At 42.1% G+C, this 24348-nt stretch carries 14 protein-coding genes; 4 read left to right on the top strand and 10 right to left on the bottom strand.

Annotated elements, in window-relative coordinates:
* Position 1: 1 nt before the first annotated feature.
* A complete protein-coding gene (locus tag R2S57_RS16060; protein ID WP_316845976.1) occupies positions 2-1699 on the top strand; it encodes a TonB-dependent receptor in 1698 nt (565 codons plus the stop codon).
* A 214-nt stretch (positions 1700-1913) separates the two neighbouring features.
* Here R2S57_RS16060 and R2S57_RS16055 read toward each other — a convergent pair whose 3' ends face one another.
* Positions 1914-5234: a DUF5107 domain-containing protein gene (locus R2S57_RS16055; RefSeq protein WP_316845975.1), complete on the bottom strand. Its 3321-nt coding sequence runs from the start codon at positions 5232-5234 to the stop codon at positions 1914-1916.
* Between the two features lie 76 nt (positions 5235-5310).
* Positions 5311-6666, bottom strand: coding sequence for a sugar porter family MFS transporter (locus R2S57_RS16050; protein WP_316846009.1), 1356 nt, complete (start codon positions 6664-6666; stop codon positions 5311-5313).
* Between the two features lie 473 nt (positions 6667-7139).
* Here R2S57_RS16050 and R2S57_RS16045 point away from each other — a divergent pair, with 473 nt between their 5' ends.
* The 3 genes from R2S57_RS16045 to R2S57_RS16035 all read left to right on the top strand — a co-directional run bounded on the left by R2S57_RS16045 (position 7140) and on the right by R2S57_RS16035 (position 8905).
* Entirely contained in the window at positions 7140-7856 is a 717-nt protein-coding gene (locus R2S57_RS16045) for a hypothetical protein (RefSeq protein ID WP_316845974.1), read from the top strand.
* A gap of 142 nt (positions 7857-7998) precedes the next feature.
* Positions 7999-8496 carry a hypothetical protein gene (locus R2S57_RS16040; protein ID WP_316845973.1) on the top strand — a complete coding sequence of 166 codons (498 nt, stop codon included), beginning with the start codon at positions 7999-8001 and terminating at the stop codon, positions 8494-8496.
* Between the two features lie 97 nt (positions 8497-8593).
* A complete protein-coding gene (locus tag R2S57_RS16035) occupies positions 8594-8905 on the top strand; it encodes a hypothetical protein (RefSeq protein ID WP_316845972.1) in 312 nt (103 codons plus the stop codon).
* 74 nt (positions 8906-8979) lie between these two features.
* On the opposite strand, the gene R2S57_RS16030 is transcribed toward R2S57_RS16035, so the two are convergent.
* From R2S57_RS16030 to R2S57_RS15995, 8 genes are all read right to left on the bottom strand, one after another.
* Complete coding sequence (locus tag R2S57_RS16030; RefSeq protein WP_316845971.1) at positions 8980-11157, bottom strand: alpha-galactosidase; 2178 nt, start codon at positions 11155-11157, stop codon at positions 8980-8982.
* A gap of 33 nt (positions 11158-11190) precedes the next feature.
* A complete protein-coding gene (locus tag R2S57_RS16025) occupies positions 11191-13107 on the bottom strand; it encodes a glycoside hydrolase family 97 protein (protein ID WP_316845970.1) in 1917 nt (638 codons plus the stop codon).
* The gene (locus R2S57_RS16020; RefSeq protein WP_316845969.1) at positions 13104-14135 is read right to left on the bottom strand and encodes an aldose epimerase family protein; all 1032 of its coding nucleotides are present in this window, start codon (positions 14133-14135) and stop codon (positions 13104-13106) included. The genes R2S57_RS16025 and R2S57_RS16020 overlap by 4 nt, the downstream gene beginning before the upstream one ends.
* A gap of 38 nt (positions 14136-14173) precedes the next feature.
* Positions 14174-16504: a glycoside hydrolase family 95 protein gene (locus R2S57_RS16015; protein WP_316845968.1), complete on the bottom strand. Its 2331-nt coding sequence runs from the start codon at positions 16502-16504 to the stop codon at positions 14174-14176.
* A gap of 61 nt (positions 16505-16565) precedes the next feature.
* Entirely contained in the window at positions 16566-17777 is a 1212-nt protein-coding gene (locus tag R2S57_RS16010; protein WP_316845967.1) for a DUF4998 domain-containing protein, read from the bottom strand.
* A 22-nt stretch (positions 17778-17799) separates the two neighbouring features.
* On the bottom strand, positions 17800-19026 hold the full coding sequence (locus tag R2S57_RS16005; RefSeq protein WP_316845966.1) for a DUF4959 domain-containing protein: 1227 nt from the start codon (positions 19024-19026) through the stop codon (positions 17800-17802).
* Between the two features lie 40 nt (positions 19027-19066).
* Entirely contained in the window at positions 19067-21022 is a 1956-nt protein-coding gene (locus tag R2S57_RS16000; protein ID WP_316845965.1) for a RagB/SusD family nutrient uptake outer membrane protein, read from the bottom strand.
* Entirely contained in the window at positions 21022-24258 is a 3237-nt protein-coding gene (locus tag R2S57_RS15995; RefSeq protein ID WP_316845964.1) for a TonB-dependent receptor, read from the bottom strand. The genes R2S57_RS16000 and R2S57_RS15995 overlap by 1 nt, the downstream gene beginning before the upstream one ends.
* Positions 24259-24348 lie beyond the last annotated feature (90 nt).

Raw genomic sequence — 24348 nt, 5'->3', positions numbered from 1 at the left:
TATGAAATCGATTAAATATATATATAGTTCACTGTTTTTGTTAGCTGCTGGATTAATGACTGCACAGGCGCAGGATAAAAAGACTGAAGAAAAAGGAGTTGTAAACGAAGAAATCGAAGTTGTCCGCCCTTATAAGCCGATTTTGGCAGAGGCGGTAAAGCTGAGGAGAAGTCCGAATTTAGACGACGTTAAAACTTACAAAGCAAAACTGAACTATAGCATTCTGGACAGAAAGCTGGAATTGAACAGCGATATCCAAAAGCTGCAGGCACAGGCCCTGGCCGAAGAAAAAGAAAGCATATTGGTTAACAATTATGTAAAAGGTGCCTTCGGTTCGCTGGCCACCCTTTTGGGCGAAGCTTATTTTAATACCGGGAAAGATGAAGGCCTACAGGTAGGTGGATATTTCAAACACTTTAGTCAGGAAGGAAAGCTGAACAAACAAAACAGCAGCAACCAACAGTTAAGTGTTTTCGGCCGTAGCATTTTAGATCAGAACACCGTTAGTGGCCGTATTAATTTTGAGCGTAATGGTACTTATTTTTATGGTATAGACGATACCCGACCAACATTTAACACTAACCCCGACAAACAAGCCTTAACTACCATTGAACTGGAAGGTGAGCTGGTGAAAAACTTTACTGAAGATGAAGATGCTTTCAGTTACGCTTTAAAAGCCAACGGCTACATCTGGAACGATAAGTTTAGTGCCAAAGAAAACTACCTGAGCTTAAACGGTTATGTAAACAAACGCATTAATTCGTTAAACCTGGGTTTAGCCGCATCAACTGAGTTTGGCAATACCAAAGATGCCTTAACCAGTGTTGGCAATAACCTGTTGCGTTTAAACCCCTATATCCGTTTGCAGGTGAAAGGCGCTAAAATTACCGCCGGAATTAACTTCGTACAGGAATTTGGTGCGTACAGCAGCTCTAAAATATTCCCTGCTGTTACGGCCGACTTTACGCTGATCCCTGATTATTTACAGGTTTTCGGAGAAGTTAAAGGTGATGTAAACAGAAACTCTTTAAAAGGTTTTACCGACGAGAACCCGTGGTTAAACAGCAATATCCTGGTTAAAAATACAGTAGAAAAATTAAGTTTCAGTGCGGGTATTAAAGGTACTGGCGGTCCGGGATTTGGTTATAAAGCACGTGTATATGTAAAACAGTTTGATGATATGCCATTGTTCGTAAACAACTTTACCGATTTTAACAAGTTTGATGTGATTTACGATTTCGGTAAAACGAAATTAACAGGTTTAGAAGGCGAAATCTCTATTCAGGTGAGCGATGCTTTAAAGTGGACCGGTAAATTGAACCTTGATGACTGGAAACCAGCTTCTGAAACCTACTCTTGGTTTAAACCAGGTTTAAAAGTAAGCTCGAACTTTATGTACACCTTCAATAAAAAATTAAGCTTTAATGCAGGTGTAGTGATTCAGGATGATGTAAAAGCAAAAGTATATACCGGCGCTCCTGTTCCTGCCTCACAATATGTAATTCCGAACACCAACATAGAGCTTATTGAAACGGTTAAAGGTTATGTAGATTTAGGTCTTGGTGCAGATTACCGCATCAACAAAAAGTTCTCTGTTTTTGCCAAAGCAAACAACATCTTAAATACCAATTACAGCAGGTACCTGTACTATCAGGTAAACGGATTTAATATTTTCGGAGGCTTGACTTATTCTTTTTAAAATAAAGAAACTTCCGAAGTCTTGCCTTAACATAAAAAAAGCCTCCAATAGGAGGCTTTTTTTATGGACTTATTTTAGCTTGCTTGATTAGTGCGCTCGTCATGCTGATGCGATAGCTATCGGATTTATTTCAGGGTCTATTTTGCAGGAAGGATGCTGAAATAAATTCAGCATGACGACTGTCTATTTCCCAGCGCAATAATCCGAAGTAACCCTAACGCACTGTCTCCGTAAACATCGGAAGTTTAGTCAACAATTTTTGATGTACCACCACCCCAAGGTGGCCTTTTTCAATAGCCAGCACTTCTTCAAAAGAATCAGCTGCCAGTTCCATCTGTTTTAAACCTAAATAACCCAGCCCCTGCATATACAAACAGTGTATTTTATTGCGTTTATCAAGGTCATCTTCCCAAATGGTTAAATCGGGTAGCGACACCGCAAAATAATCGATACTCACATGGTCATTGATATGCGCTTTTGCATAATCCACCAGTTTTTCGAAACGCAGATCGGCCTCCGGTTTTCTATTGAGTTGAAGCAGCGCCAAACCCTGGTAAAAAATCTTATCGGGCTGTTGGTCGTTGTAAAAAATTGCCGCAGCAGGTTCGCTTAAACCAGTGGCTGCTTTTTCCCAATAAGCATTTGCCTGGGTGGTATCATTCAGCTTCTCGAAAGCAACAGCCAACCAGTAAAAAATATCATTTTCCTGTGCACCGGTTAATTTGCCTTCTGCAAGGTTATGCGGATACTGCTGCGCATCGTTGAGGCATTGGATGGCTGTTTCATAATCCCCATCAGCGATAGCCTGTTTTGCCAGTTCTACCAAAGCAGTTACATACTGAATGGCTACCTTGCCTTCGCCGCCTTCCCATGGGTGGAAAATTCGGTTTTTTAATAAATCAAGTGCTTGCTGATGTTCGCCATTAAGGTTTAACAGGGTGATATATTCGAGATACACATCATCGCGTTGACTAACAAGACTCTTGTTTTCTTCCAGGAAATTAAACCTGAAACCAAGGTCTTTATTTACCCGCTTATACAACTGATCGAGTTCCATTAAGATACGGGCATCACTTTTATCGAGTGCAAATGCCTGTTCCAATAAGCTTACCGCTTGCTCCTGTTTGTTGGTTTTGTTGTAATACGCCAAAGCAAGGTTGCGCTGAACAGTCGGGAAATTTGGGTCGATAACAATCGATTTTTCCCAACAGGCAATTGCGTCGTTATAATGTTTAAATGCATACCAAAAATTACCTAAATAATAAGGTGCCCGGGCATCATCAGGATTTTGTTTAATGGCCTCGTTCAGTGCTAAAACAGCTTCGATCTGATTTGGGAAACAATATTCCGGATTGGCAATTGCCGCTTTGCTATAGCTTGTTTTAGCCAGTTCTCCGTTTCCGGTTTTACCATAAAACCAGGCCAGGTAATAATAGGCCAACGGATAAACATCCTTTTGTACTTCAATACCTGCATTTAATAACAAAATCGCCTCTTTGTATAAACCCGCAGCAGCATAATCGAGCGCATATTCGATATAACTGTGAATATTTGCCCTGATCAGTTTATGGATTTCTTTTAAGTCCTCAGCATTTTCAGACAACAGGTATTTTTCAAAAAGGATACCGAAATTAAAATGGTCGTTTGCCAGATAGGTTTCAGCCGTGGATAAAGCCTTCTTATCAAAGCCCATTTTACGTAAGATGGCTACATGTAAATGCAGGGCCTTTTGATCGTTTGTATTTTTGGAAACTGATTTTGTGATGTGCTCCAACGCAACTCCCAGATCACCCTTAAGCACATCGAGCTGTGCGATATTAAAATACCCCTGATTTTGCCAGGCCGCATTCCAGATTGCTTTATAAAAAGCATCGTAGGCCTCTTCAAACTTATCCTGAAACTTTAAGGATAAACCCAGATTAAAATAAGCTTCGCCATCGTAAGGATTTGGATTGCGTGCGGTAAGGGTTTTAATTGCCTTTTTAAAATAGGCCTCCGATTCGGAAAACTTGCCTCGCCTTAAGTTTAAAAGCCCCACAGCGTTGTTGCACCTGATGTCGCCATCATCTCTTCTTAAAGCTTCGTTGTAATAATCGAAAGGATTGTAAATGGCATGTCGGTATTGTTCAAGATGTAAGCCCGTTAAGAATAACTGTTCGTTGTTTTCAATCTCCGCCGGAGCCTTTGCCGGTTTGGCCGCTTCAGGAATATCAGTCTCATTTTCGCCCTCCCATTTCCAATCCACTAAAACATTACCTTTTTCATCGTTAATGCTGATCTGCAATTGTTCGGGGTTGCCCTCAAAAGCAATTTCCTTTTGATAAGATAAAGTTGGCGCAGCATCGTAAGTATCGTTTAACAATTCGCGGTCACCATCCTTCAACATGATACTGGTATTTGGATAAAGCCCCGTAGTATATACCTTCACAATTAATTTTCCATCGGTCTGCTCAATATTCACCATCGCGTTTTTGGTCGCGTTTTTCACCACACCCAAATCGCGGTATGGCATATAATATTGTACAAAATCTTTATACTCTCCCGGCATAATCCACGAAAAATCGGGCTGGTTATCGGTATACACGCCACACATCAGTTCGATATACGGTCCGTCTTCGTCGGTAAGGTTACGGTCCCAGGCCTGACCAAAATCGCCATTGCCCCAGGTCCATTGTTTTTTCCCTGGTGAGATATGGTGATTGGCCACATGCAACAAACCCCCTTTGCTATCATTCTCATATCCACCTACAAAATTGTATTTGGAAGCAACCGCCATATATGAGGTGGGCACCGGAATATTTTTATATCGGGAAATATCCGTACCTGGCGAATAATCTACCTTATAATAGGTTCCCTTTGCGATCGGAAAAGAAGAAACATCACGTTTGCCGTGATCGAAAACCGCATTTACATCAGGTGGAAATACCGACTGGTAATCGTCGTTAACTTTTACCGCAGGGTTTGCCCACCATAAAAAGGTTTGTGGAAAGGGTGTTCTATTGTATAATTGCCCTTTTATTTCGAGGTAATTTTTATCGGGATACAAGGTAAAACCAATCGTACCTTTTGTACGGAACATGCGCTCTACCTCACTGCACCAAACCGTTGCACTGCCATCTTCATTTTCTTCAAATAACGAATCAACCGCATCGAATGTAGATGGGCGATGGTGCTGAGGCCAGTTAAATTCGATACCACCCGAAATCCACGGACCGGTTAAACCCACCAATGCAGGTTTAATTACCTGGTTGTAATAGATAAAATGGCGGTTTTTAGTTTTATCGAAAGCCATCTGTACCCTTCCGCCCAGTTCGGGCAAAATCATGATCTTTACGAAATCATTTTCCAGATAAACGGCCTGATAGATTTTATCTACTTTTTCATCCGCAATTTTTTCAATCACAGGGTATGGATAAACAGCTCCACTACTCCCCTGATAAACTCTCTTCTCTATAAATACCGGATTTTTTTCTGGCAAACCAACTTCATAGGTTGGAATCACAACAGCTTCAGTCCAAACTTTAACTTTCATCATTTTGAATGCACAATTATATTTTTGATTGATTTTCTTCTAAAAGAAATTAATTATCTGGGTATAGGTATCGGTTAAATCAATGTCCGGTTAAAGTGGTTTCCAGTTCTTCCAAAGTTTGTCCCTTGGTTTCTTTCACCTTTCTTTTCACAAAGAAGAAGCCCGCCAAACAGATTACCGCATAGAGGTAAAACGGACCAAAAGCGCCCAGCCATTTGGCCAAAATCGGGAAGGTAAATACCAGTACGAAGTAAGCACTCCATAAGGCCACAATGGCCACCGAAGAAGCTTTGCCCCTGATGCTGTTCGGGAAAATTTCTGAAATCAACACCCAGGTAACCGGCGCCAGAGAAGTGGCATAAGTGGCAATGGCCAGCAATACAAAAACCGAAACCAGGTTGGCCTGTGCATTACTCTGCAACAGAAAGGCCAGTATAATATACAATATCGATAGTCCCAATGAACCGATAAGCATTAATGGCCTACGCCCCAGTTTATCTACCTGCCACATGGCCAGGATGGTAAATACCAGGTTTACGATGCCGATGGCAACGGTTTCGAAAAGCTGCCTGTCTAAATTGGCACCCACCGCTTCGAATATGGTAGAGGTATAATTAAAAACCACATTGATGCCGCATAACTGTTGAAAAACAGCCAACGTAATGCCCACCACTACTGCCGGACGGATCGCCTTTGCAAAAACAGCTTTATAAGTCTGTTTCTCTTCGCCTCCCTGCATCGAACTGCTTATTTTAGCAAAAGTTTGTTCTACAAAATAAGAATTACCGATTTTGTTCAGCACTTTCCTGGCCTGATCGATCTTGCCTGCCTTGATTAACCAACGTGGACTTTCGGGCAGCCATAACACCCCCACAAAAAAAAGTGCTGCAGGGATGGTACCCAAACCGAACATCCAACGCCAGGCATTTACGCCATAATCGGCCAGTTTATAGTTGATTAAATTGGTCACCAAAATACCAATTACTACCGTTAGTTGATTGATGGCCACATTTCGACCACGTTTTTCGGGCGGCGAAACTTCGGCAATATACATGGGGCTCAACATCGAGGCCATGCCCACACCTATGCCTGCTGCAAAACGCATCAGGATAAAAATAGTCAGGTTATGGGAAAGTGCCATACCGATGGATGATACTGCAAATATGAGTGCTGCCAGCATCAGTCCAGGCTTGCGCCCCTTGCTATCGGCAATATTGCCCGCCATTACACAGCCTAAAATGCAGCCTAAAGCTAAAGAGCCTGTTAAGAAGCCTTCCCAATAGGCATTAAGCGCAAATTCGGTACGTAAAAATGGCAAGGCACCAGAGATTACGGCGAAATCGAAGCCAAAGAGATACCCGCCCAACGCTGATATAAAGGAAATGCCTAAAATGTAAGTGTTATTGTAGGAAACAGTCTGATTGTTCATTATGATTGGTATTTGGTTAGCAGATCTTCAATAAAATCTGATATCCAAAACTACTTATCCAATCCTAACAATCAAATAGCCCGTGAAAGCAATTTAATGGATAATTGAAGCAAACGCATGGACAATATGATCATGATTGTCGGGTTGATAATCTGCAAAGATGTTTGAGGCGTTAACCGCAAAGCGCGCAGAGATTAGGGCGCAGAGGGCACAAAGCTGTAATTTTATTTTATCGTCTATTCCGCTTTTTTTACCACCGAGTACACGGAGAAATGCACAAAGGGCACAGAAATTTACCTATCGGTCGGTGTCTCACCGACCGAAACTTAAATACTCAGAATTTAACCAGCATAAGCAAGATGAAATAGAACAAAAAATTTATTTCCTAAAAAGAATTCCGTATTATTACATATGGCTTTAAATCAAAAGCCTAATCATCCCAAAAATTAACTTCATGTATTACTTAATCAGCAAAGCTTATGTCAAGCACAGAGACTGGCTATCCAAAAAATGCAGCCAATTTTAAAGATTTAATCATTAGGTTAAACACCTTGGGAGATGATTACCAACCACCAAAAGCCATGTTTGAGCTAAAAGCGCTCGAACAGCTATCCAAAAATGCCGAAGATGCCATGCGGGCCGTAAGCCAGGTACTACCGGTTTACAGCAAAGCTGTTGACGACCAGGAGCTTATATTTAAACCCTTAAATAATTTAATTACCAAAAGCTTTAATTATTTAAAGGCCGCAATAGCCAATCCTGCCGAGCTGCAAACCGCTAAAACAATAGCCGATGGCTTAAGAGGACAGTCAAAACGAAAAGTTGTGGCGACCGATGCCCCTGCCAGTACCGCCAGCACAAAGCGGTTATCGTACGACAGCAAAGTCGAAAATCTTAAACGGTATATCGAGGTATTAAGTGCCAGTAAAATTTACACTCCAAAGGAAAGCGATATCAGCATTGCATCTTTACAGGCCTTATTGCTGGCCATGGAAAACAGCATTACAGCAGTGGCGATTGCAAAAACACCTTTAGATGATGCCCGTAAAAAACGGCACACCATTTTTTATGCCGAACAGATCGGTTTAGTGGAAACCGTATTCGGGGTTAAAAATTATATTAAAGCATCACTTCACCAAGATCATCCTGAACGCAAGCACATTTTGGCACTAAGCTTTAAGAAGATGAAACAGTAAGTATATTAATTTGAAATGCTTACCAATACTTTCCTTAGGCCATCTGAATCAAGGTGGCCTATCTTTTTTACCAATAAATATTAGATGTTAATGTATATTATAACGATTTTGAATCATTTAATAGCTAGTAAAATACACTCCAATGAAAATATTTAATGTACAACCCATAACAATAAACGAATACATCTATAATGATGAATATCTGGAAGAAAGTAAAAGAAGTCGCAGCTACTCATCTGGCTTTGATATTACCGGAGATAAAGTTAATGGACTGAACACACTTTATATCAATTTTGATATTCTTTTCCATGTTGGCACGACCAATGAACAGACAGTTGTTACCCATACAGGCCCGGGCAAATACGAAATAGCCAGTTCATTTGAAGCAGGTGAAGATGTATTTATATCTTATAAAAGTTCATGTCAGTTTAATTTTGAAAGCGAGGGATTTGATTCCGATTTAGCTTCTTTAACTGATTTCCTAACTGATTATCAAGCGCATACCAAGTTATTTTTTAATCAATATGGATATAAGCCTTTAATACCCATCGAAGAAGAAACGCGCCTGTTTCAAACTTTGATAGCCGACGCCGAATTGGCCATTGAAAACTTGCGTGCAAACAACATGTATAAGTTTTAATCTACTTTTATCTGTAGTTTTGTGTCTCACCAAATGAACTTAAATAATATCATATCCTTGGTAGGTGATGAACCGACCAATAGAATAGCACAGTTTATTGAACAGACCCTCACAGTTTATTGAACAGCCCCGTTTTTTAAAACAAAGCACCCACTTTTTACAACAAGACACTCGCTTTTTACAACAAATCACCCGCCTTTTACAACAAAGCACCCGCTTTTTACAACAAGGCACCCACCTTTTACAACAAGGCACCCGCCTTTTACAACAAGGCACCCGCCTTTTACAACAAGACACCCGCTTTTTACAACAAGGCACCCACCTTTTACAACAAGAAACCCGCTTTTTACAACAAGACACCCGCTTCTTAAAAAAGTATCAGTTGCCATTAAAACATAAAAAGCCGTAGAACTAACCAGATCCTACGGCATATGTATGATTATAACCCACCATACCAGGGCTGAGAATATTTTAACGGGCGAATTACAACGCCTCTATTTTTAACACCACACTCGTTCTGTATTGGTTTACATCTGGGTTAAAACCGATTTTCATCAGGAAATCGCCATTGTAAACTTTAGTTGCATCGATCGATGATTTGGCACCCGGAAATATGTTGATCTCGGAGATCTTGTACTTTTTTGAAGCATCCAATCCATTAAATTTAACCGGCAGTTTACTCCCCTCCCCATAACGGCTGTTTACCAGATAGTTAAATACAATACCTGTTTTTTTATCTTCAGTAAGGTATAACATCGAGGCCACACTGCTTTCGCGCGGGTTCGAAAGCCTGTACTGATCGCCCTGCCAGATCACGGGTTTAACCTCGTTATACGTTTTAATGGCATCCTGACAAAACTTCAAATCGTTGGGCATTAACTGGCCAACTACAATATCGAAACCCATTTTGCCCATCATGGCTACATCGGTACGGAATTTAATGGGCTGCTTTCCCCAATCGGTAACATGGTTCGAGCTCGAAATGGCCGGATAGAAATAAGAATATTCCCACTGCATAAAAATTCTTTCCAAAGGATCGGTATTATCGCTTGGCCAAAACTCGGTGAAGTATTGCAAAGCAGCATAATCTACCCTGCCACCACCGCCAGAGCACAACATCATGGGTACGGTGGGGTATTTCTTTCTGATGCGTTCGAGCACTTTATACAAACCACGCACATACTCAATATAAAAGTGCGACTGGTTTTTAAGGGTGGCCGAATGTGCATTGTAAATTACCGCATTACAATCCCATTTGATGTAAGCCAGTTCAGGATTTTTAGTAAAAAGATCATCCACCACACCAAAAACAAAGTCTTGTACCTTTGGATTGGTGAGATCGAGCACCAATTGGTTACGGAAATAAAACTCCTCCCTTTTGGCTTCTTTCACCACCCAATCAGGATGTTTTTCATAAAGCTCACTTTTAGGGTTCACCATCTCGGGTTCAATCCAGATGCCGAATTTTACCTCATTGTTTTTGGCTTCTTTAACCAAAGATGCAATACCGTTTGGCAGTTTCTTTTTGTTTTCGGCCCAATCGCCCAAACCGGCAACATCGCCGTTGCGTGGGTACTTGTTCGCAAACCAGCCATCATCCAATAAAAACATATCTACACCCAACTTTTTGGTGTCTTTGATCAATCCGAACAGTTTGTTTTCGTCGAAATCGAAATAGGTGGCTTCCCAGTTGTTCAACAGCGTAAGGCGTGTGCCTTTACCATCCAACAAACGGTAATTACGGGCCCACGATTGCAGGTTCCTACTTGCAGTACCTTTACCCGTGGTAGATAAAGTGGTAAGGAAGGCCGGTGTGGTAAAAACTTCGTTTGGTTTTAAGGTGTACGCCGATGCATAATTGTTGATACCGGAAATGATCCTCAAATTATCCAGGTTATCCAGCTCAAGATCAGTCTTAAAGTTACCGCTATAAGCCAATGCGCCATAAAGCACCGTACCTTCGTTTTCAGTTGCGGGTTTATCCATCGAAACCATAAAAACAGATGGCTGGAAGAGGTTGGCACGGGTACCCAATTTCGAATCGAGTGTTTTTATACCATGTGTAATTTTTGTTTCTTCGGGCTGCATTTCTTTTGCCCAATCGCCATGGTATTGGGTAAGGTAAAACGAGCCGCCCCTTAAATACAGATTGGCAGAAGCAAACTTCTGTAAGGTTACATTGCCTTTCTCGTTATTTTTGATCTCACTCCATTGCTCTACCACATTCTCGTTGTAATATACTTTGTAATAAAGGGTAGTTTCGAGCTGATATGCAGGATCTTTTAATACAATACTGGTAATGCTAACATCATCAGATTCTTTTTTCACATTATGACTCACATAATGCAGATCGAGCGAATTGTTCCCATCGGCATGGGTAACGGTAATGGCAGGCTCGAATAAATTTCGCGTTCCCGAAGTGCTGTAAGCGGCATTGTTAACCCCGGTATATTCACTCCCCTGCTTATAAACGTTGGTGATATCGGCATAATCGCTTTGCGTGGCAAGCTTTGGCCCATAATACAGCATTTTAAGATTGGCTTTGGGGTCGACCTGTAAAACCATGGCATTCTGTTTGGTTTCGATGGGGATAAGCGTTTGCGCTTTTACCTCGAGCAAACACAACATGAGGCCCGAAAATAAAGTGACTGATAGTTTCATATAATAAAGGTTCAATGAATAAACGATCTGTAATTATGGGTGGATAACGATGGCAAAACCACCACCCTTTGCCATATTAATCGGCAGAACGGTCTTTTGGTTTACGGTAATGGATTTGTAGGTATAGGCTGTTGCATCGGTATTGGCATTTGCCCCATCCGTATATATTTCTGCCTGGTATTGCTGTCCCGGCTGGAGAAAAGAAAAATCTACACTCACTTTGCGTTCCTCCCAGTTGCTCATCCCACCCACAAACCAGTTCTTGCCTTTTCTTTTGGCCATCACCACTTCTTCGCCCAGTTTTGCAGAGAGTGCTTTCTCTTCATCGTATACCGTTGGCACTACCGATAAATAGCGCATAATGGTGTCTTCTTTCATATAGGCACTAGGCGAATCGGATAACATGGCCAACGGTTGGTGATAGATTACATACATGGCCAGTTCGTGGCACCGTGTACCCTGACCCGATGGCAAGCCCGGATCGGTGGGCTTAAAAGTTTCTTTAGTTTTGTTGCGCATCGCGCCGGGTGTATAATCGAACGGACCGGCCAGCATACGGATAAAAGGTGTTAAAACATGCAAATCCGGATTGATGCTATAATCCCATTTATCGGATTCGGCTCCCCTCACGGCTTCGTAGTTTACAATGTTGGGGTAGGTTTTTTCCAAACCGGTAGGTTTGCTACAGCCATGAAAATTGATCATCAGTTTCCTTTTGGCCGCAGCTTTCGCAATCAGTTCGAACCATTTAATGGCCTCCTGATCATCGCGGTCGATAAAATCTACTTTCAGTCCCGCTGCGCCTATCGATTGTATAAAATCGAGGTTATTATCTAAATCTTTAAGCAAGGTTGAAGCCACACACCATAAAAACACGCCAACATTTTTCGATTTCGCGTTGGCGATCACTGCCCTGATATCGTTTCTAGGGTTGATTTTGGTGAGATCATAATTGTCAGACCAGCCCGCATCGACCATTAAATATTCGAGTTTGTATTTCGCGGCAAAATCGACGTAATAATTGTAAAGTACGGTGTTGCGGTGATCCATTCCGGATGGGATTGGCGCCCCAGGCAAGAGGGCATCATGCCACCACTCCCACGCGGCCTTTCCGGGTTTGATCCAGTTGCTATCTTTAATTTTGGAAGATGTAGCCAGTTCGGTAACAAGGTGATTGGTGAGCAGTTGTTTATCATCTGTAGCGATGATGGCCAAACGCCATGGATAACTCCGCTCGCCAGTGGTTTTGGCAATAAAAGGAAAACGCTGCTTCACTACCGAAACAAAGTTGCCCCAGCTTCCGGGAACAGCAAGCGATGGCAATTGTGCCCATTCGCCAACAAATCCGGCTTTTTCTTTTTTAACATACATGCCTGGATAATCGAAAAGATCTGATTCGGCCACAATTACCTTTGTACCTTCTTGATAGGCAAAAAGTGCAGGTGTGGTAGCCCTTTTCCCTACCGGAATAGCTTCAACAGCATCCGATTTAACATAAACCCCTTCCCAGGTGGTGTAGTTATCAGTTTCCTGAAGAATCGCTGCAGCAGCCGGGTTAACATTGAAGGTGGCCGTTTCGTTGATTACTTTTACCGAATCTTTTAAATGGGTAATAAAACGGTACGCAAACCCTTCATTGTATAACCTGAAAACCACATCATATCTTTTACCAAAACTTAAGGTTAAGGCATTGTACCGTGCTGTTTTCTGGCCCGATGTTTTATCAGGCACATCGCCGCTACCAAGATTCGCGTTATCGAATTCCATCCCAATGGGAGAAAAACTGATGATTTCTTTTTGTTTTAACGTAACCGAATAACCCAAAGTTTTTCCAGTGGTTATGTTTACACCAATGTTTCCATCGGGCGAGGTTAGGGTATAATTTTTCTGTGCAAAAGCGATTTGAGCAACCAAAAACAGCATCCAAAAAATAGGCAATAAACGTCTCATCGTAATATCGTATCGAACTGGTAAATAATTTTCTGTTGGTAAACTGCGCCTTTTTCGATAGCTACAGTTGGGGCAATAAATTGGTTTGGGGCATCTGGATAATGTTGGCACTCCAAACATAAGCCATTAAATGCGCTATAAGCTTTGCCGTGGTGGCCAATGCCTACCGTAGCTAAAAAATCGCCGGTATAAAGCAGCACACCCGGGCTATCGGTAAAAACCTTTAACCTCCTGCCTGATGCTGCATGTAGTAGTTCTGCAGCCAGCACCAGCTCTTCTGGTGTTTTCTTTTCTAACAGGTAATAGTTATTTAGTCCTTTGTTGTTATTTCCAGCAATCACCTCGGCTATCTGTTGCCCATTAAAGGCGTTTTTCTGTGTGGGGATAATCTTTCCGGTAGGGAGATAATCCTGATCCATTTCGAGCATTTCCGTTGATGGAATGTTTAAGCTGTGATCAAAGATATCGGCATGTTTACCGCTTAAATTAAAGTAAGCATGGTTGGTAAAACCTACAATCGTTTTTTGGTTCGACCGTGCCTGATAGTTGATCAATACTTCATTGTTATCACTCAGCTCGTACGTTACCGAACAATGCATATCGCCTGGAAAACCGCCTTCACCTTCGTGGCTGTACAGCGTAAAAAACACTTTATTGTCTTCTGTATGGTAATTAAATACCTTGTTGCTAAAACCAAAAGCTCCGCTGTGGTTGCTGTGCAGTCCATCGTTGGTGTGCAAATGAAAGGTTTTGCCATCGAGCATAAATCTGCCATTTGCAATGCGGTTTGCAAAGCGGCCAATGGTTGCCCCCAGGTAATTCTGATCATCAACATAATCTTCAGGCCGGGCAAAACCCAGTACCACATCGGCAAGTAAACCATTTTTATCGGGCATCATTACCGATACCAGTGTTGCACCATAATTGGTCAGCGAAATAGATGCACCCTGCTTATTGGTCATTTTAATGAGCTTCACTTCATCTACCGGATTGCCTAAACTATTTTCTGTTGTATTGGTAATGTTCATTATATGTTTTGGTAGATATAAGGGACAAATCGTTTTATTTAACCTGTTCTTTTTGAAGAAAGTATATTGATCAGTTTGCCGTTTATTTTAACTTTTACCGAACTTCCTGTGGGCGAAAAAACCTGATAACTGGTAATCAGACCGTTTTTCCAGCTCAGGTTCACGGTATAATTTCCCCTGGCTTTTAAACCCTTTACACTTCCGTATTTTTTCCATGCATCGGGTATCGCAGGCAATAAACTGATATACCCTTCATGGCTCTGGATCAGCATTTCGGCAATACCGGCAGTAGCACCAAAGTTTCCGTCGATCTGGAAAGGCGGACCTGCAGAAAGCAGATTATCATACACACCGCCACCTGCACCATAATTGATATCGGTACGTTGGGTAGGTTTTAACAGCTCCCTAAAAAGTTTAAAGGCCCTGTTCCCATCTCTTAACCGCGCCCAGAACAAAAGTTTGTAAGCGATAGACCAGCTTGGTCCGTCGTCTCCGCGTACATTCAAAGTCTTTTTTGATGCTTCAGCCAAATCTGGTGTACCATCAACAGTAATCAATGAAGCAGGATAAACGCCATACAAATGCGAAATATGTCGGTGCTGAGGATCTGTTTCTTTATAGTCTTCAATCCATTCCATAATCCTGCCGTCTTTAGAAATCCTGCCCGCTGGTGGCAGCAGACTCAGTTTCTGTTGAAGTGATTTTTGCAGATCTACATCCTTACCCAACTTTTTAGCGGCTTCAATTACATTGGTAAAAAGCTCCCTTACAATCTGATTATCGATGGTTGGGCCTATGGTTACATTGGCTGTTTTTCCGTTGGGCATGTAAAAGCTATTTTCCGGAGAAACCGAAGGAGCAGTCATCATCCAGCCTGTTTTAGGATCGGTAACCAATACACTGCTGTAAAACTGTGCCGAGCCTTTAATAATCGGGTATATCTTTTTGAGATAATTTACATCTTTGCTAAACGCATAATGATCCCAAAGGTTGTTGCAAAGCCAGCCCGAGCCTGCATTGGCAACACCCCAGGAGGCGCTCTCCCCAGGTTCGGTAAAACCCCAGATATTGGTAATCACATGGGCAATCCAGCCATCGGCGTTGTAATAAGCCTTAGCCGTTTTTTGTCCGTTAGGTACCATATTGCCTACCAGATCGGCCAATGGCAGGTTAAGCTCTGAGAGGTTGACCACTTCCAATGGCCAATGGTTCATTTGAACGTTCACATCCAAATGATAATCGCCATTCCATGGTGTGTGGACCTGGTTGGCCCAAAGTCCCTGTAAGTTTGGGGGCAAAAGCCCAACCCGTGTACTCGAAATGCTCAGGTACCTGCCATATTGAAAAAACAAAGCAGGTAATTGTAAATCAGATTCAGGGTTTTTATAATATAGCGCTAAACGCCTATCAGTGCTCAACTGACTGTTTTCGCCAGTGCCAAGGTCAATATCCAATCTGTTGAATAACTTTTGAAAAGTCTGCTGGTGTTTTAATTTTTCTACTGCATAGTTTTCTTTAATGGCTTTATCCAATAAAAGTGTTGCATTTTGCTTAAACTGATCATCTTTATAACTTGTTTTGGTAGATAGGTAAATGGTAAGTACACTGGCTTTTGTTACCTCAAGCGAGTTGCCTTCTTTACTGATTTTACCACCTGAAATTACAGGCTCTAATAAAGTGAGGTATTGCATGCCTTTCCCGTCAATACCATTATCCAACTGACCTGAAAGTTCGATCCGGTTTGCTTTAACTTCGCTCTCCCCACGTTCAGGCCGGCTCAGCGATAATTTACAATTAATCTGCCCTGGTTGATCGGCAGTAATCCTGATGATGGCCACATCGCCACTGAAACTGGTAAAATACTCTCTTTTGAAATGCACATTGTTCAACGTATAATCAGTTGTAGCAATCGCATTGTTGAGCAAAAGTTCTCTTTTATAAACTGCTGGTGTTTTTTCCTTTCCCTCATACTGGTATTGGATATTCAGGTTACCCAACATTTGAAAACAGCCCCAGTTGGCACCCCCAGATCCTTTTCCGGTACATACAAAGTTTTGATTGACCAGGTTTTGGGCTTCATCGTTTTTACCTTCCAGGATCAGCTTTCTGATCTCGGGCAGGTTTTTATAGGCTTCGTAATTATTGGCATCCTGCGGTGCGCCCGACCAAAGCGTAATATCGTTCAGCACAACCTGCTCGTTGTTTATTCCCCCATCAGGCATCATGCCCAAACGGCCATTGCCCAGGGGCAATGTTTCTTCCCAACGGCTGGCAGGTTTATCGTACCAGAGTTTGAAAGGTTTGTTTTGGGCAAAACTTGTTGACAAGCCAAAAAGTGCAATAAGGACGGTAAAGATCAATCTTTTCATTTGATATAGTAGGATCGGATATTTAAGCTACGCCACCATGAAGATGGCGTAGCAGAATGTATTAGTTACGTTTATAAAAAGAGAATTCGCTAAAGTGCATATAACCTTCGCCACCCCAGGTTTCGAGTACTTTAAAGCGGATATACCTGTATGTAGGGATCGAGGTAGGGAAAACAAATTTCTCACCAGCCTGTGCAAATGCTCTATCCTGATCGGTATTTTGACCTTTAGGCAATCCAGATGGTTTAAAAGAAGTAAAAGTCTGGAGTTTTGTCCAGCTGTCCCAACTTCCGTTTGGATTAGGATTGTTACTGGCCCAAACTTCAAAAACCTTAATGTTGCCTACGCTGTATAAAGCACTTTCGCGTTGCCAAAGCTTAAAGTTATCCAACTGCACCTGTTCGCCGATATCGAAGGTAAACCATTGCGGCATACCCGATCCACCCGTGTGGAAACCCTGGTCCTGCCCTTTAATATTATCCCAAACATGCGGCAATATCCAGCCATATTCTGATGGGATATCGGTTGGCAGCGTTAGCTGTTTAAAAAGAGATTTATCACACTCGGTAACTTTAATAATGGTCGGAAAATTAGAAAACTGCGGGACGTTAAAGGCATCGATCGATCCGGCTTCGGGATAATAAGAAGACCGATATTGAATGCTTGTACCAAGTTTATAGTTCGGTATGGTAATGGTATTATCATTCGCCAGTAACTGCCGTTCTTCTATCACGCCAAGAATATTGGTGTAGCGGATCGTGGTGGCCACATTCATGGTATCTCTTTTATTAAAGTTTAAATTCAGGGTACCATCCGCCTGGAACACATAAGGTTCAGTAGCATTTATACCCCTGTTTAATAAGGTTGCACTATAAGCGGCCCCATATACCCTAACATTATTGATTTCGGTTGCTATGGATTTATTGCCATCGCTATCGTACGAAACTACTGAAAAAGTATACACATATTCATCCAGGTTGGGGATGATCACCTTTACTAAATCGCTTGGATTGTGCGTAGTAGCGGGTACTTCCAGTGTATTGGCACCGTTGTTCCAGGTAATGATGTATTTGGTGATGCTTGGATCGGGACTTGGGTTCCAGACCAATTGTGCACGCAGGTTACCAGTGTTATAACCTGCCGTACCAATTTTACCCGAATATTTGATCTCCTTATTATCCAGAAAGGCCTTATAATCATCAGCATACTTTTTACAGCCAAAGAAAACAATGGACATGAAGCAGATGAAAGTAATATTATATATAGTTTTCATGATCTATTTCTTATTTATACTGTTACTGAACACTTCCGTACAGATTGATTTCCAGGGCATGCACATAATCCAAACCGCCCCAGGTTTGCGTAACCTCGTACCTTAGGTATTTAACTGGCTGTGCCGTGCGCGGCATCTTAAAGTTTACCCCTTTAGATACAAACTCCTTATCGGCAGCATTGGCCTGGTTAGGTGCCAAACCCGAAGGTGGATTTGGAAAAACAAAGTTGCCCAGGTTAACCCAGTCGCCTGCTACAGTACCTTCTGCCGAATTGGTTGGCAGTGGCGAATCGGCAGGGTTGTTTACCGTTGAACCCCAGAAAGTAAACTTGCGGGTATTCTGATAACCATAATAATCAGATGGCCGTTGCCAGATTACAAAACGGCTTATTTTTGCCGATACTCCCAAACTCATGGTACCAAAGGTACGTGGAGCGCTTAAGGTATGCCACCCTGGCTCTCCAAGGCTGCCATCAAAGAAATATTTAAAATCCCAGCCCGGATAAATAGGTGCATCACTTGGTAAACGGTAAGTAGCCATTTTCTTCTTATCCAGCAAGGATTCAAATAAAGGCGTAACGGTTTTGATCACCGTATCTGAAGTATTGCCAAAACGGTCTTTAGTGTACACCCCCACTTTGTAGGGTACCGGATTAAGGTTCCTGATCGATACATCGATGGTGTCCGAACTTACATATTCGGGCTCCTGCTCATCAAAGGATTTTGTTTTATCGTTGTACACCAAAAGATGTACGGAAAGTGAGGCCCTGTTTTTGTTCAGTCCGAAGAAACTTGCACCCCCAAAATCAGCTGTAATATTAAAACCCGTATTCACCGCAATGTAATTTGGGGTTTTAGGGTGTACTTTCACCACTATCGGGTCAGACAGCACATTGGCACGGCTTACCGCAAACAAGGTAACGTCGTAATCCTTTTCTCTCGCAAAACCATCTACCATAACCGTATCGGTGTAATAACTCGATTTGGTCTCCCTTACGCGGTTATCGTTTATCGAATAACGTGCTAAAACATATAACAGGTTTTTCGAATTGGGTAAAGTATAGGTAATCCTGGCGGCACCATCAATGTTCTCCACTTTGGCATTGCTCACCGGGCCTGGTTTTGTCATGTCGTCAGAAACGGCTTCGAAACTGTCTTCTGCTGTTTTACAAGAAGCAAAAAACACGGTGACCAAGGCCATTGCCAACATCAAAAACACAAGGCTTTTTCTGTAATTAATCTTTTTCATAATCTATAATTGAATATTCATCTGCAAAAATTGATTTCATCTACCAGAACGGGTTCTGTACTAGATTTTCGTTGATCACCACTTCCGAATTTTTGATCGGCCAGAAATAATCCTTTAAACCAAAAAACGGTACCGCAACAGTCCTTGGGCGATAATAATTTACCGCACTGCCTTCGTTTACATTCCATCCTTGCAATGGTCTGCTCAACACGCCTTGCAACTCTTTCCAACGGCGTAAATCCCAACCACTCTGACCTTCAAAACACAGTTCAATCCTTCTTTCCTGGTGGATAATCTCACGCCGGCCTTCTTTGGTATCTGGCTTCGTTGGATTTTTCGAATAGCTTTGCCAGGAGGTGGCAACACCCTCTAAACCTGCCCTGCTGCGTACTTTATCTACCCAGGATAGGATATCGGCTTTAGATGCCGTGCCTTCTTCGTTTAATGCCTCTGCATAAAGTAAGTACAGGCCCCCAAGACGCACTACTGGTAGATAAAAGGTTTCGAACTGAATACCATTGTTCATGATCGACAGGTATGGCACCAGTTTTTTAGGCCAATATCCGGTAATGTTGGTTGCAAACTGGCTTTTCGGTCCGCCGATGGCAAATGGACCTCTTGCCTGCACATAAAATGCATCACTTTCGTTCCGTTTATCATTTCCAAACCAAATGCCTCCATCGAAACCTAAATCGGCATAAAACCTCGGCTCGCGGTTAAAGTTTGCCTTTGCGGTTTCATAACCCAGTTTGATGTACGATTTGTTCGCATCATCGCCAAACTGCGAAGTATTGCGGTTGGCATAATCGAATGCACTGGTATTATCCTCATTGATAGGCACACCGTTTTTGGTATAAAACAGCTCGGTGGTAGAAAGCGGAACCGACCAGTTAGAAGGTTGCTCGTTACCAAAAGCAACGGCATCAGAAGTGAGTTTCGGAAACACATAACCTTGATAATCAAATCCATATTGCGCCCCCCAGATCAGCTCCGGATTTTGGTCGCGTTTTTCGGCAATTACCATTTGAATGGTGAGTACACGTTTCAATTGATCGGAAACATTTTCTACTTTATTGGTTGGTACCAGGTTGTACAAGGCACCACCCTGCGCTACAAATTCATCGATAGCTGCTTTGCAGGCTTTTGCAGCCAGGCTCCATTTCTGTGGATCAACAGCAGTAGAAAACAAGTTTTTTCCATCTTTATCTTTAAAACTTGCAAAATCGGGATTACCGTTAAACAGGGGACTTGCAGCTGTGGTTAGCGCCTCTGCTTTTAAGGCCAGGCCCATCGATTTGGTGGTACGGCCATACTCTAAAAGCGGATTTACCACAGCCGAAGGCAGGTCAGGAATAGCCTCGTTGAGCAACTGATCTACATAAGCAAATGATTCATCAACGGAGGAACGTTTGGCTTTTGTGTCTTCGATCGACCCATCAATCGGGCGGTTTTCTTTGATCAATACAATCGGGCCATATAACCTGATCAGGTAATAATGATAATAAGCCTTTAAAAATTTAATTTCGGCAATCCATCTTTTCTTTTCATCGTCTTTCAGATCAAAAGGCTTGTCGATGTTTTCGAGCATAATGTTGCATCTTCTCAGGGCTACATAAATGTTTTGGCCACCATTATTACCGGTCCAATGATCGATTACCGGGCTTGATACATTTTGTACCCCTCCCCTGATCAGTTTAAAACCCGGACCCGTAATTTTGTTGAAAGGGTTATCATCGAGATTAGGATATATAATTTCGGAAGAAGTAACAAAACCCACATTGTTTACCACTTCGCGGTTTAAGTTCTGAAAGGTATTGTAACAACCGAAAAGATAATTTTCAGCTTCATTCCTGTTCGAAAAAGCATAATCGAGTGTACCCACATTATTGGGAACAACATCGAGGTACTTTTTACATGATGTGCCCGCGATACAAAGCACAAGCAGACAGATCAGTTTATAATAGAATTTCATATCTTTTATTTTTTCTGTTTTCATTATAAATTCACGTTTACGCCGAAATTGAATACTTTCTGGATCGGATAAGCGAACCCATTGCCCCCCAGTTCAGGATCCCACATTTTAAATTTACTCCAGGTAACCAGGTTAAGGCCATTCAGGTAAAAGCGGCAATTCGAAAGTCTTATGCTTTTTAGGATGTTTTTTGGAAGGGTATAACCGATTTCTACCGATTTTAACCTGATAAAACTTCCATCCCTTAACCACCATGAACTGGGTTGCAGGTTGTTGGCTACAACGGCCGAACTGGTGCCCAAACGTGGATAAGTGGCAAATAAATCCTGGTTTTCTTCTGACCAGTGGCTATCTGCAAAAGTTTGTAATACCTGAGCCCTACCTTCTACATAAGCGACGTTGCGTTCAAGAAAAGGACTTGTTTTTGCTGGATCGATAAAAAACGATACCCTGGCCTGACCTTGAAAAAATGCAGAAAGATCGAATCCTTTATAGCCTGTTGAGAAACCAAAACCATATACAATTTCTGGCGTGCTTGGATAACCCATAAATGCCATATCGAGATCATCTATCCTGCCATCGTTATTTAAATCGCGGTATTTAATATCACCTCCCCTTGGTACAGCGCCGGTAATCACATTACCATAAGCATCACTGGTATTAAATTGCTGGGTGGGAGAGTTTTTTACTTCTGCATCATCTACAAACAAACGTTCGGCAATGTAGCCATAACCCCTGCTGATCGGCTGGCCGATAAAATGTCTCCAGGTTTCAGGATAATTAGGCTCTTCTATGTAAGAATATTTGTTGGTTGAAAACGTATAGTTTCCACGAACTGAAGTCCAAAGACCGTTATCGAAGGTTTTTTTGTAATCGAGCGATAAGTCGATTCCTTTTGAATCTACTTCACCCAGATTGGTTAACACATCGGTTTCGAAACCTTCGGTAGCCGGGATATTACGTTTACGTAAAATATCGTAGCGGTGGTTTTTATAAAACTCAGCAATAATGTTGAAGTTTTTTAACAGGGTAATTTCTCCTGCTAAGTTGGTCTGTCTTGAGGTTTCCCAGGTGATATTAGAGTTTGCATAACTCCTGATGGATACCCCGTTAAGCTGGTTCCCATTGTTGATACCGAACTGCGCAAAATTACCACCGTTCAGGTTTACATCCGAAAGGTAGAAAAAGCGTTGCGAGCCGATGGCATCGTTACCAACCAAACCATGACTAAAACGTATTTTTAAACGATTAACAATATCGTTCTTTGGCCAGAATGCCTCGTTGGTTGGCACCCATGCCCCACCAATAGTCGGAAAAAAACCATATCTATGCTCTGCTGAAAAACGTTCTGATCCGTTAAGGCCGAAGTTAAATTCTACAAAGTAGCGGTCTTTAAATGAATAGGTTGCCCTACCTGCCACCCCCATGTTGCGGAAGGGCAACGAATATGGCAATGTTGTGGTATTGGTTCTTGGGTCTTTCGCACTCGAATACAAAGTCTGTTGTGCGGTACCAATAATGGTTGAGCTTACAGTATGGTTTCCAAATTTACGGTTATAATCTAAAGCACCCTGAAAGTAGAAAAAAGAGTTGGCGTTAGGCTCGCTCCTGTTGTATACCAAATATTCTGTTGGAACATTGCTGCCCACATTATTTTTAGGGTTAAGCCAGCTTAAAGTGTACGTATTGGCTACTTTATCATAACTATCGGCACTGTAAAAATATGGAGAATATGCCAATTGCGAATCGAAATAAGAATACCTGTTGGTATTGAATACTGTTCTAAGCTTAAGTCCTTCGGTGATGAATTTAAAATCCTGGTTAAGTTCCAACTGTGCCGACATACGCGATTCGGAGGAGCTTTTATGCCCTTTTAAAAGCTGCGCATAAGGGTTTCCGTTGGGATAAAGGATACTGTTATTTTTGGTCCCATCGGGCCCGCCTACGTTACCGAACAAAATGTGGTTTGCACCGGCATTCGCTTCATCTGCAGGGTAATAGGCAGGGAACAATACCGGACTTGCATGAGAGGCAATGGCATATAAATCAGAAGCAAATGAACCATCTAAAGTAATCGGGCCATTATAATCACTAAAGGTACCCGAAAGCCTCACAATCAGTTCGGTTGTTTTGCTCAGGTTGATATTGATATTAGAACGCAACTGGTAGTTTTTAAAATTAACATTGTTTTCGTTATTGTTGCGGATATCTGTTTTTAAGATCCCATTATCAATATTATAGGAGCCCGAAATGTAATACTTGGCTACACCACCACCACCACTGATACTTAAATTATTACGTTGCGTGCTGGCCCTATCTTTAAATAACATATCGATCCAGTTTACTGCAGGATATACATATTGATTGCTTCCAGGGGCACCATTTATTGTAGCACGGGTATTGTCTATTTTCGTTTGGTTAAAGGGCAAGGGCAAAGATGGATTACGCGTTAAAGAAGCTTCGTTAAAAAGCTCCATGTACTGGATCGGATCTACCAGATTAAGGGTTTGGGTAGACTGTGATAAGGAATACTCTGAGCGGAAATTAATTTTGGCCTTCCCTTCCCTACCTTCTTTTGTACTAACCAAAATTACGCCATTGGCACCACGTGCGCCATAAAGCGCAGTAGCACTTGCATCTTTTAAGATCGAAAAACTGGCAATATCATCCGTCTGCAAACGCGCAAGATCATTCGGCGTTAACTCCACATTATCAATCAGAATCAATGGATCTTGTTTATACCCAAAGGTAGTTACCCCACGGATAAAGAAAGAGGCATTATCCTGCCCGGGTTGCCCACTACGCTGATAGGCAATAATACCAGCCGCCTGTCCGGCAAGTGCCGCGGTGAGGTTACTGGCAGGAATTTTTAAATCAGCAGGCTTAATGGTGGTTACCGAACCTACAACAGCTTCTTTCCGTTGCTTTTGGCCCATAGCGGTAATTACCACCTCATCGGCCATCATAACCACCGACTCTTTTAACACTACATTGTATACCGTACTTTCGGTTACCACGATGCGTTTTGCAGCGTAACCAACCAAGGCTACGCGGAGCGCGCCACCTTTAGCTACATCGATTACAAATTTACCGTTGTTATCGGTCTGCGTGCCTGTTTTAGTGTTCTCAACGGTTACGGTTACGCCCGGTAAAGCTACACCGGTGGTATCTCTAACCGTTCCGGTAACAGTTGTTTTGGTTTGCGCATTTACCTGCAGACCAATAAAAACAAAGAACAAAAACGGGATGCATTTACACATATTTAGAAAAACATGTTTTCGGCAGAGCCACCTAATGTCTGAATTAGTAAAAAATGACCTCATAAATTATTTGGTTAGGGATTTTTAGAT

The sequence above is a fragment of the Pedobacter psychrodurus genome, assembly GCF_032678585.1.
In the GTDB taxonomy this organism is placed as follows: Bacteria; Bacteroidota; Bacteroidia; order Sphingobacteriales; family Sphingobacteriaceae; genus Pedobacter; species Pedobacter psychrodurus_A.
The sequence above is the reverse complement of the archived record's forward strand: the minus strand, read 5'-3'. Positions and strand labels throughout refer to the sequence as shown.

Bases quoted from the DNA above. Each gene is read 5' to 3' on its own strand.
- R2S57_RS15995 (WP_316845964.1), bottom strand. From the start codon at position 24,258: ATGTGTAAATGCATCCCGTTTTTGTTCTTTGTTTTTATTGGTCTGCAG.
- R2S57_RS16055 (WP_316845975.1), bottom strand. From the start codon at position 5,234: ATGATGAAAGTTAAAGTTTGGACTGAAGCTGTTGTGATTCCAACCTAT.
- R2S57_RS16005 (WP_316845966.1), bottom strand. From the start codon at position 19,026: ATGAAAAAGATTAATTACAGAAAAAGCCTTGTGTTTTTGATGTTGGCA.
- R2S57_RS16040 (WP_316845973.1), top strand. From the start codon at position 7,999: ATGAAAATATTTAATGTACAACCCATAACAATAAACGAATACATCTAT.
- R2S57_RS16060 (WP_316845976.1), top strand. From the start codon at position 2: ATGAAATCGATTAAATATATATATAGTTCACTGTTTTTGTTAGCTGCT.
- R2S57_RS16020 (WP_316845969.1), bottom strand. From the start codon at position 14,135: ATGAACATTACCAATACAACAGAAAATAGTTTAGGCAATCCGGTAGAT.
- R2S57_RS16025 (WP_316845970.1), bottom strand. From the start codon at position 13,107: ATGAGACGTTTATTGCCTATTTTTTGGATGCTGTTTTTGGTTGCTCAA.
- R2S57_RS16000 (WP_316845965.1), bottom strand. From the start codon at position 21,022: ATGAAAACAGAAAAAATAAAAGATATGAAATTCTATTATAAACTGATC.
- R2S57_RS16030 (WP_316845971.1), bottom strand. From the start codon at position 11,157: ATGAAACTATCAGTCACTTTATTTTCGGGCCTCATGTTGTGTTTGCTC.
- R2S57_RS16045 (WP_316845974.1), top strand. From the start codon at position 7,140: ATGTCAAGCACAGAGACTGGCTATCCAAAAAATGCAGCCAATTTTAAA.
- R2S57_RS16010 (WP_316845967.1), bottom strand. From the start codon at position 17,777: ATGAAAACTATATATAATATTACTTTCATCTGCTTCATGTCCATTGTT.
- R2S57_RS16015 (WP_316845968.1), bottom strand. From the start codon at position 16,504: ATGAAAAGATTGATCTTTACCGTCCTTATTGCACTTTTTGGCTTGTCA.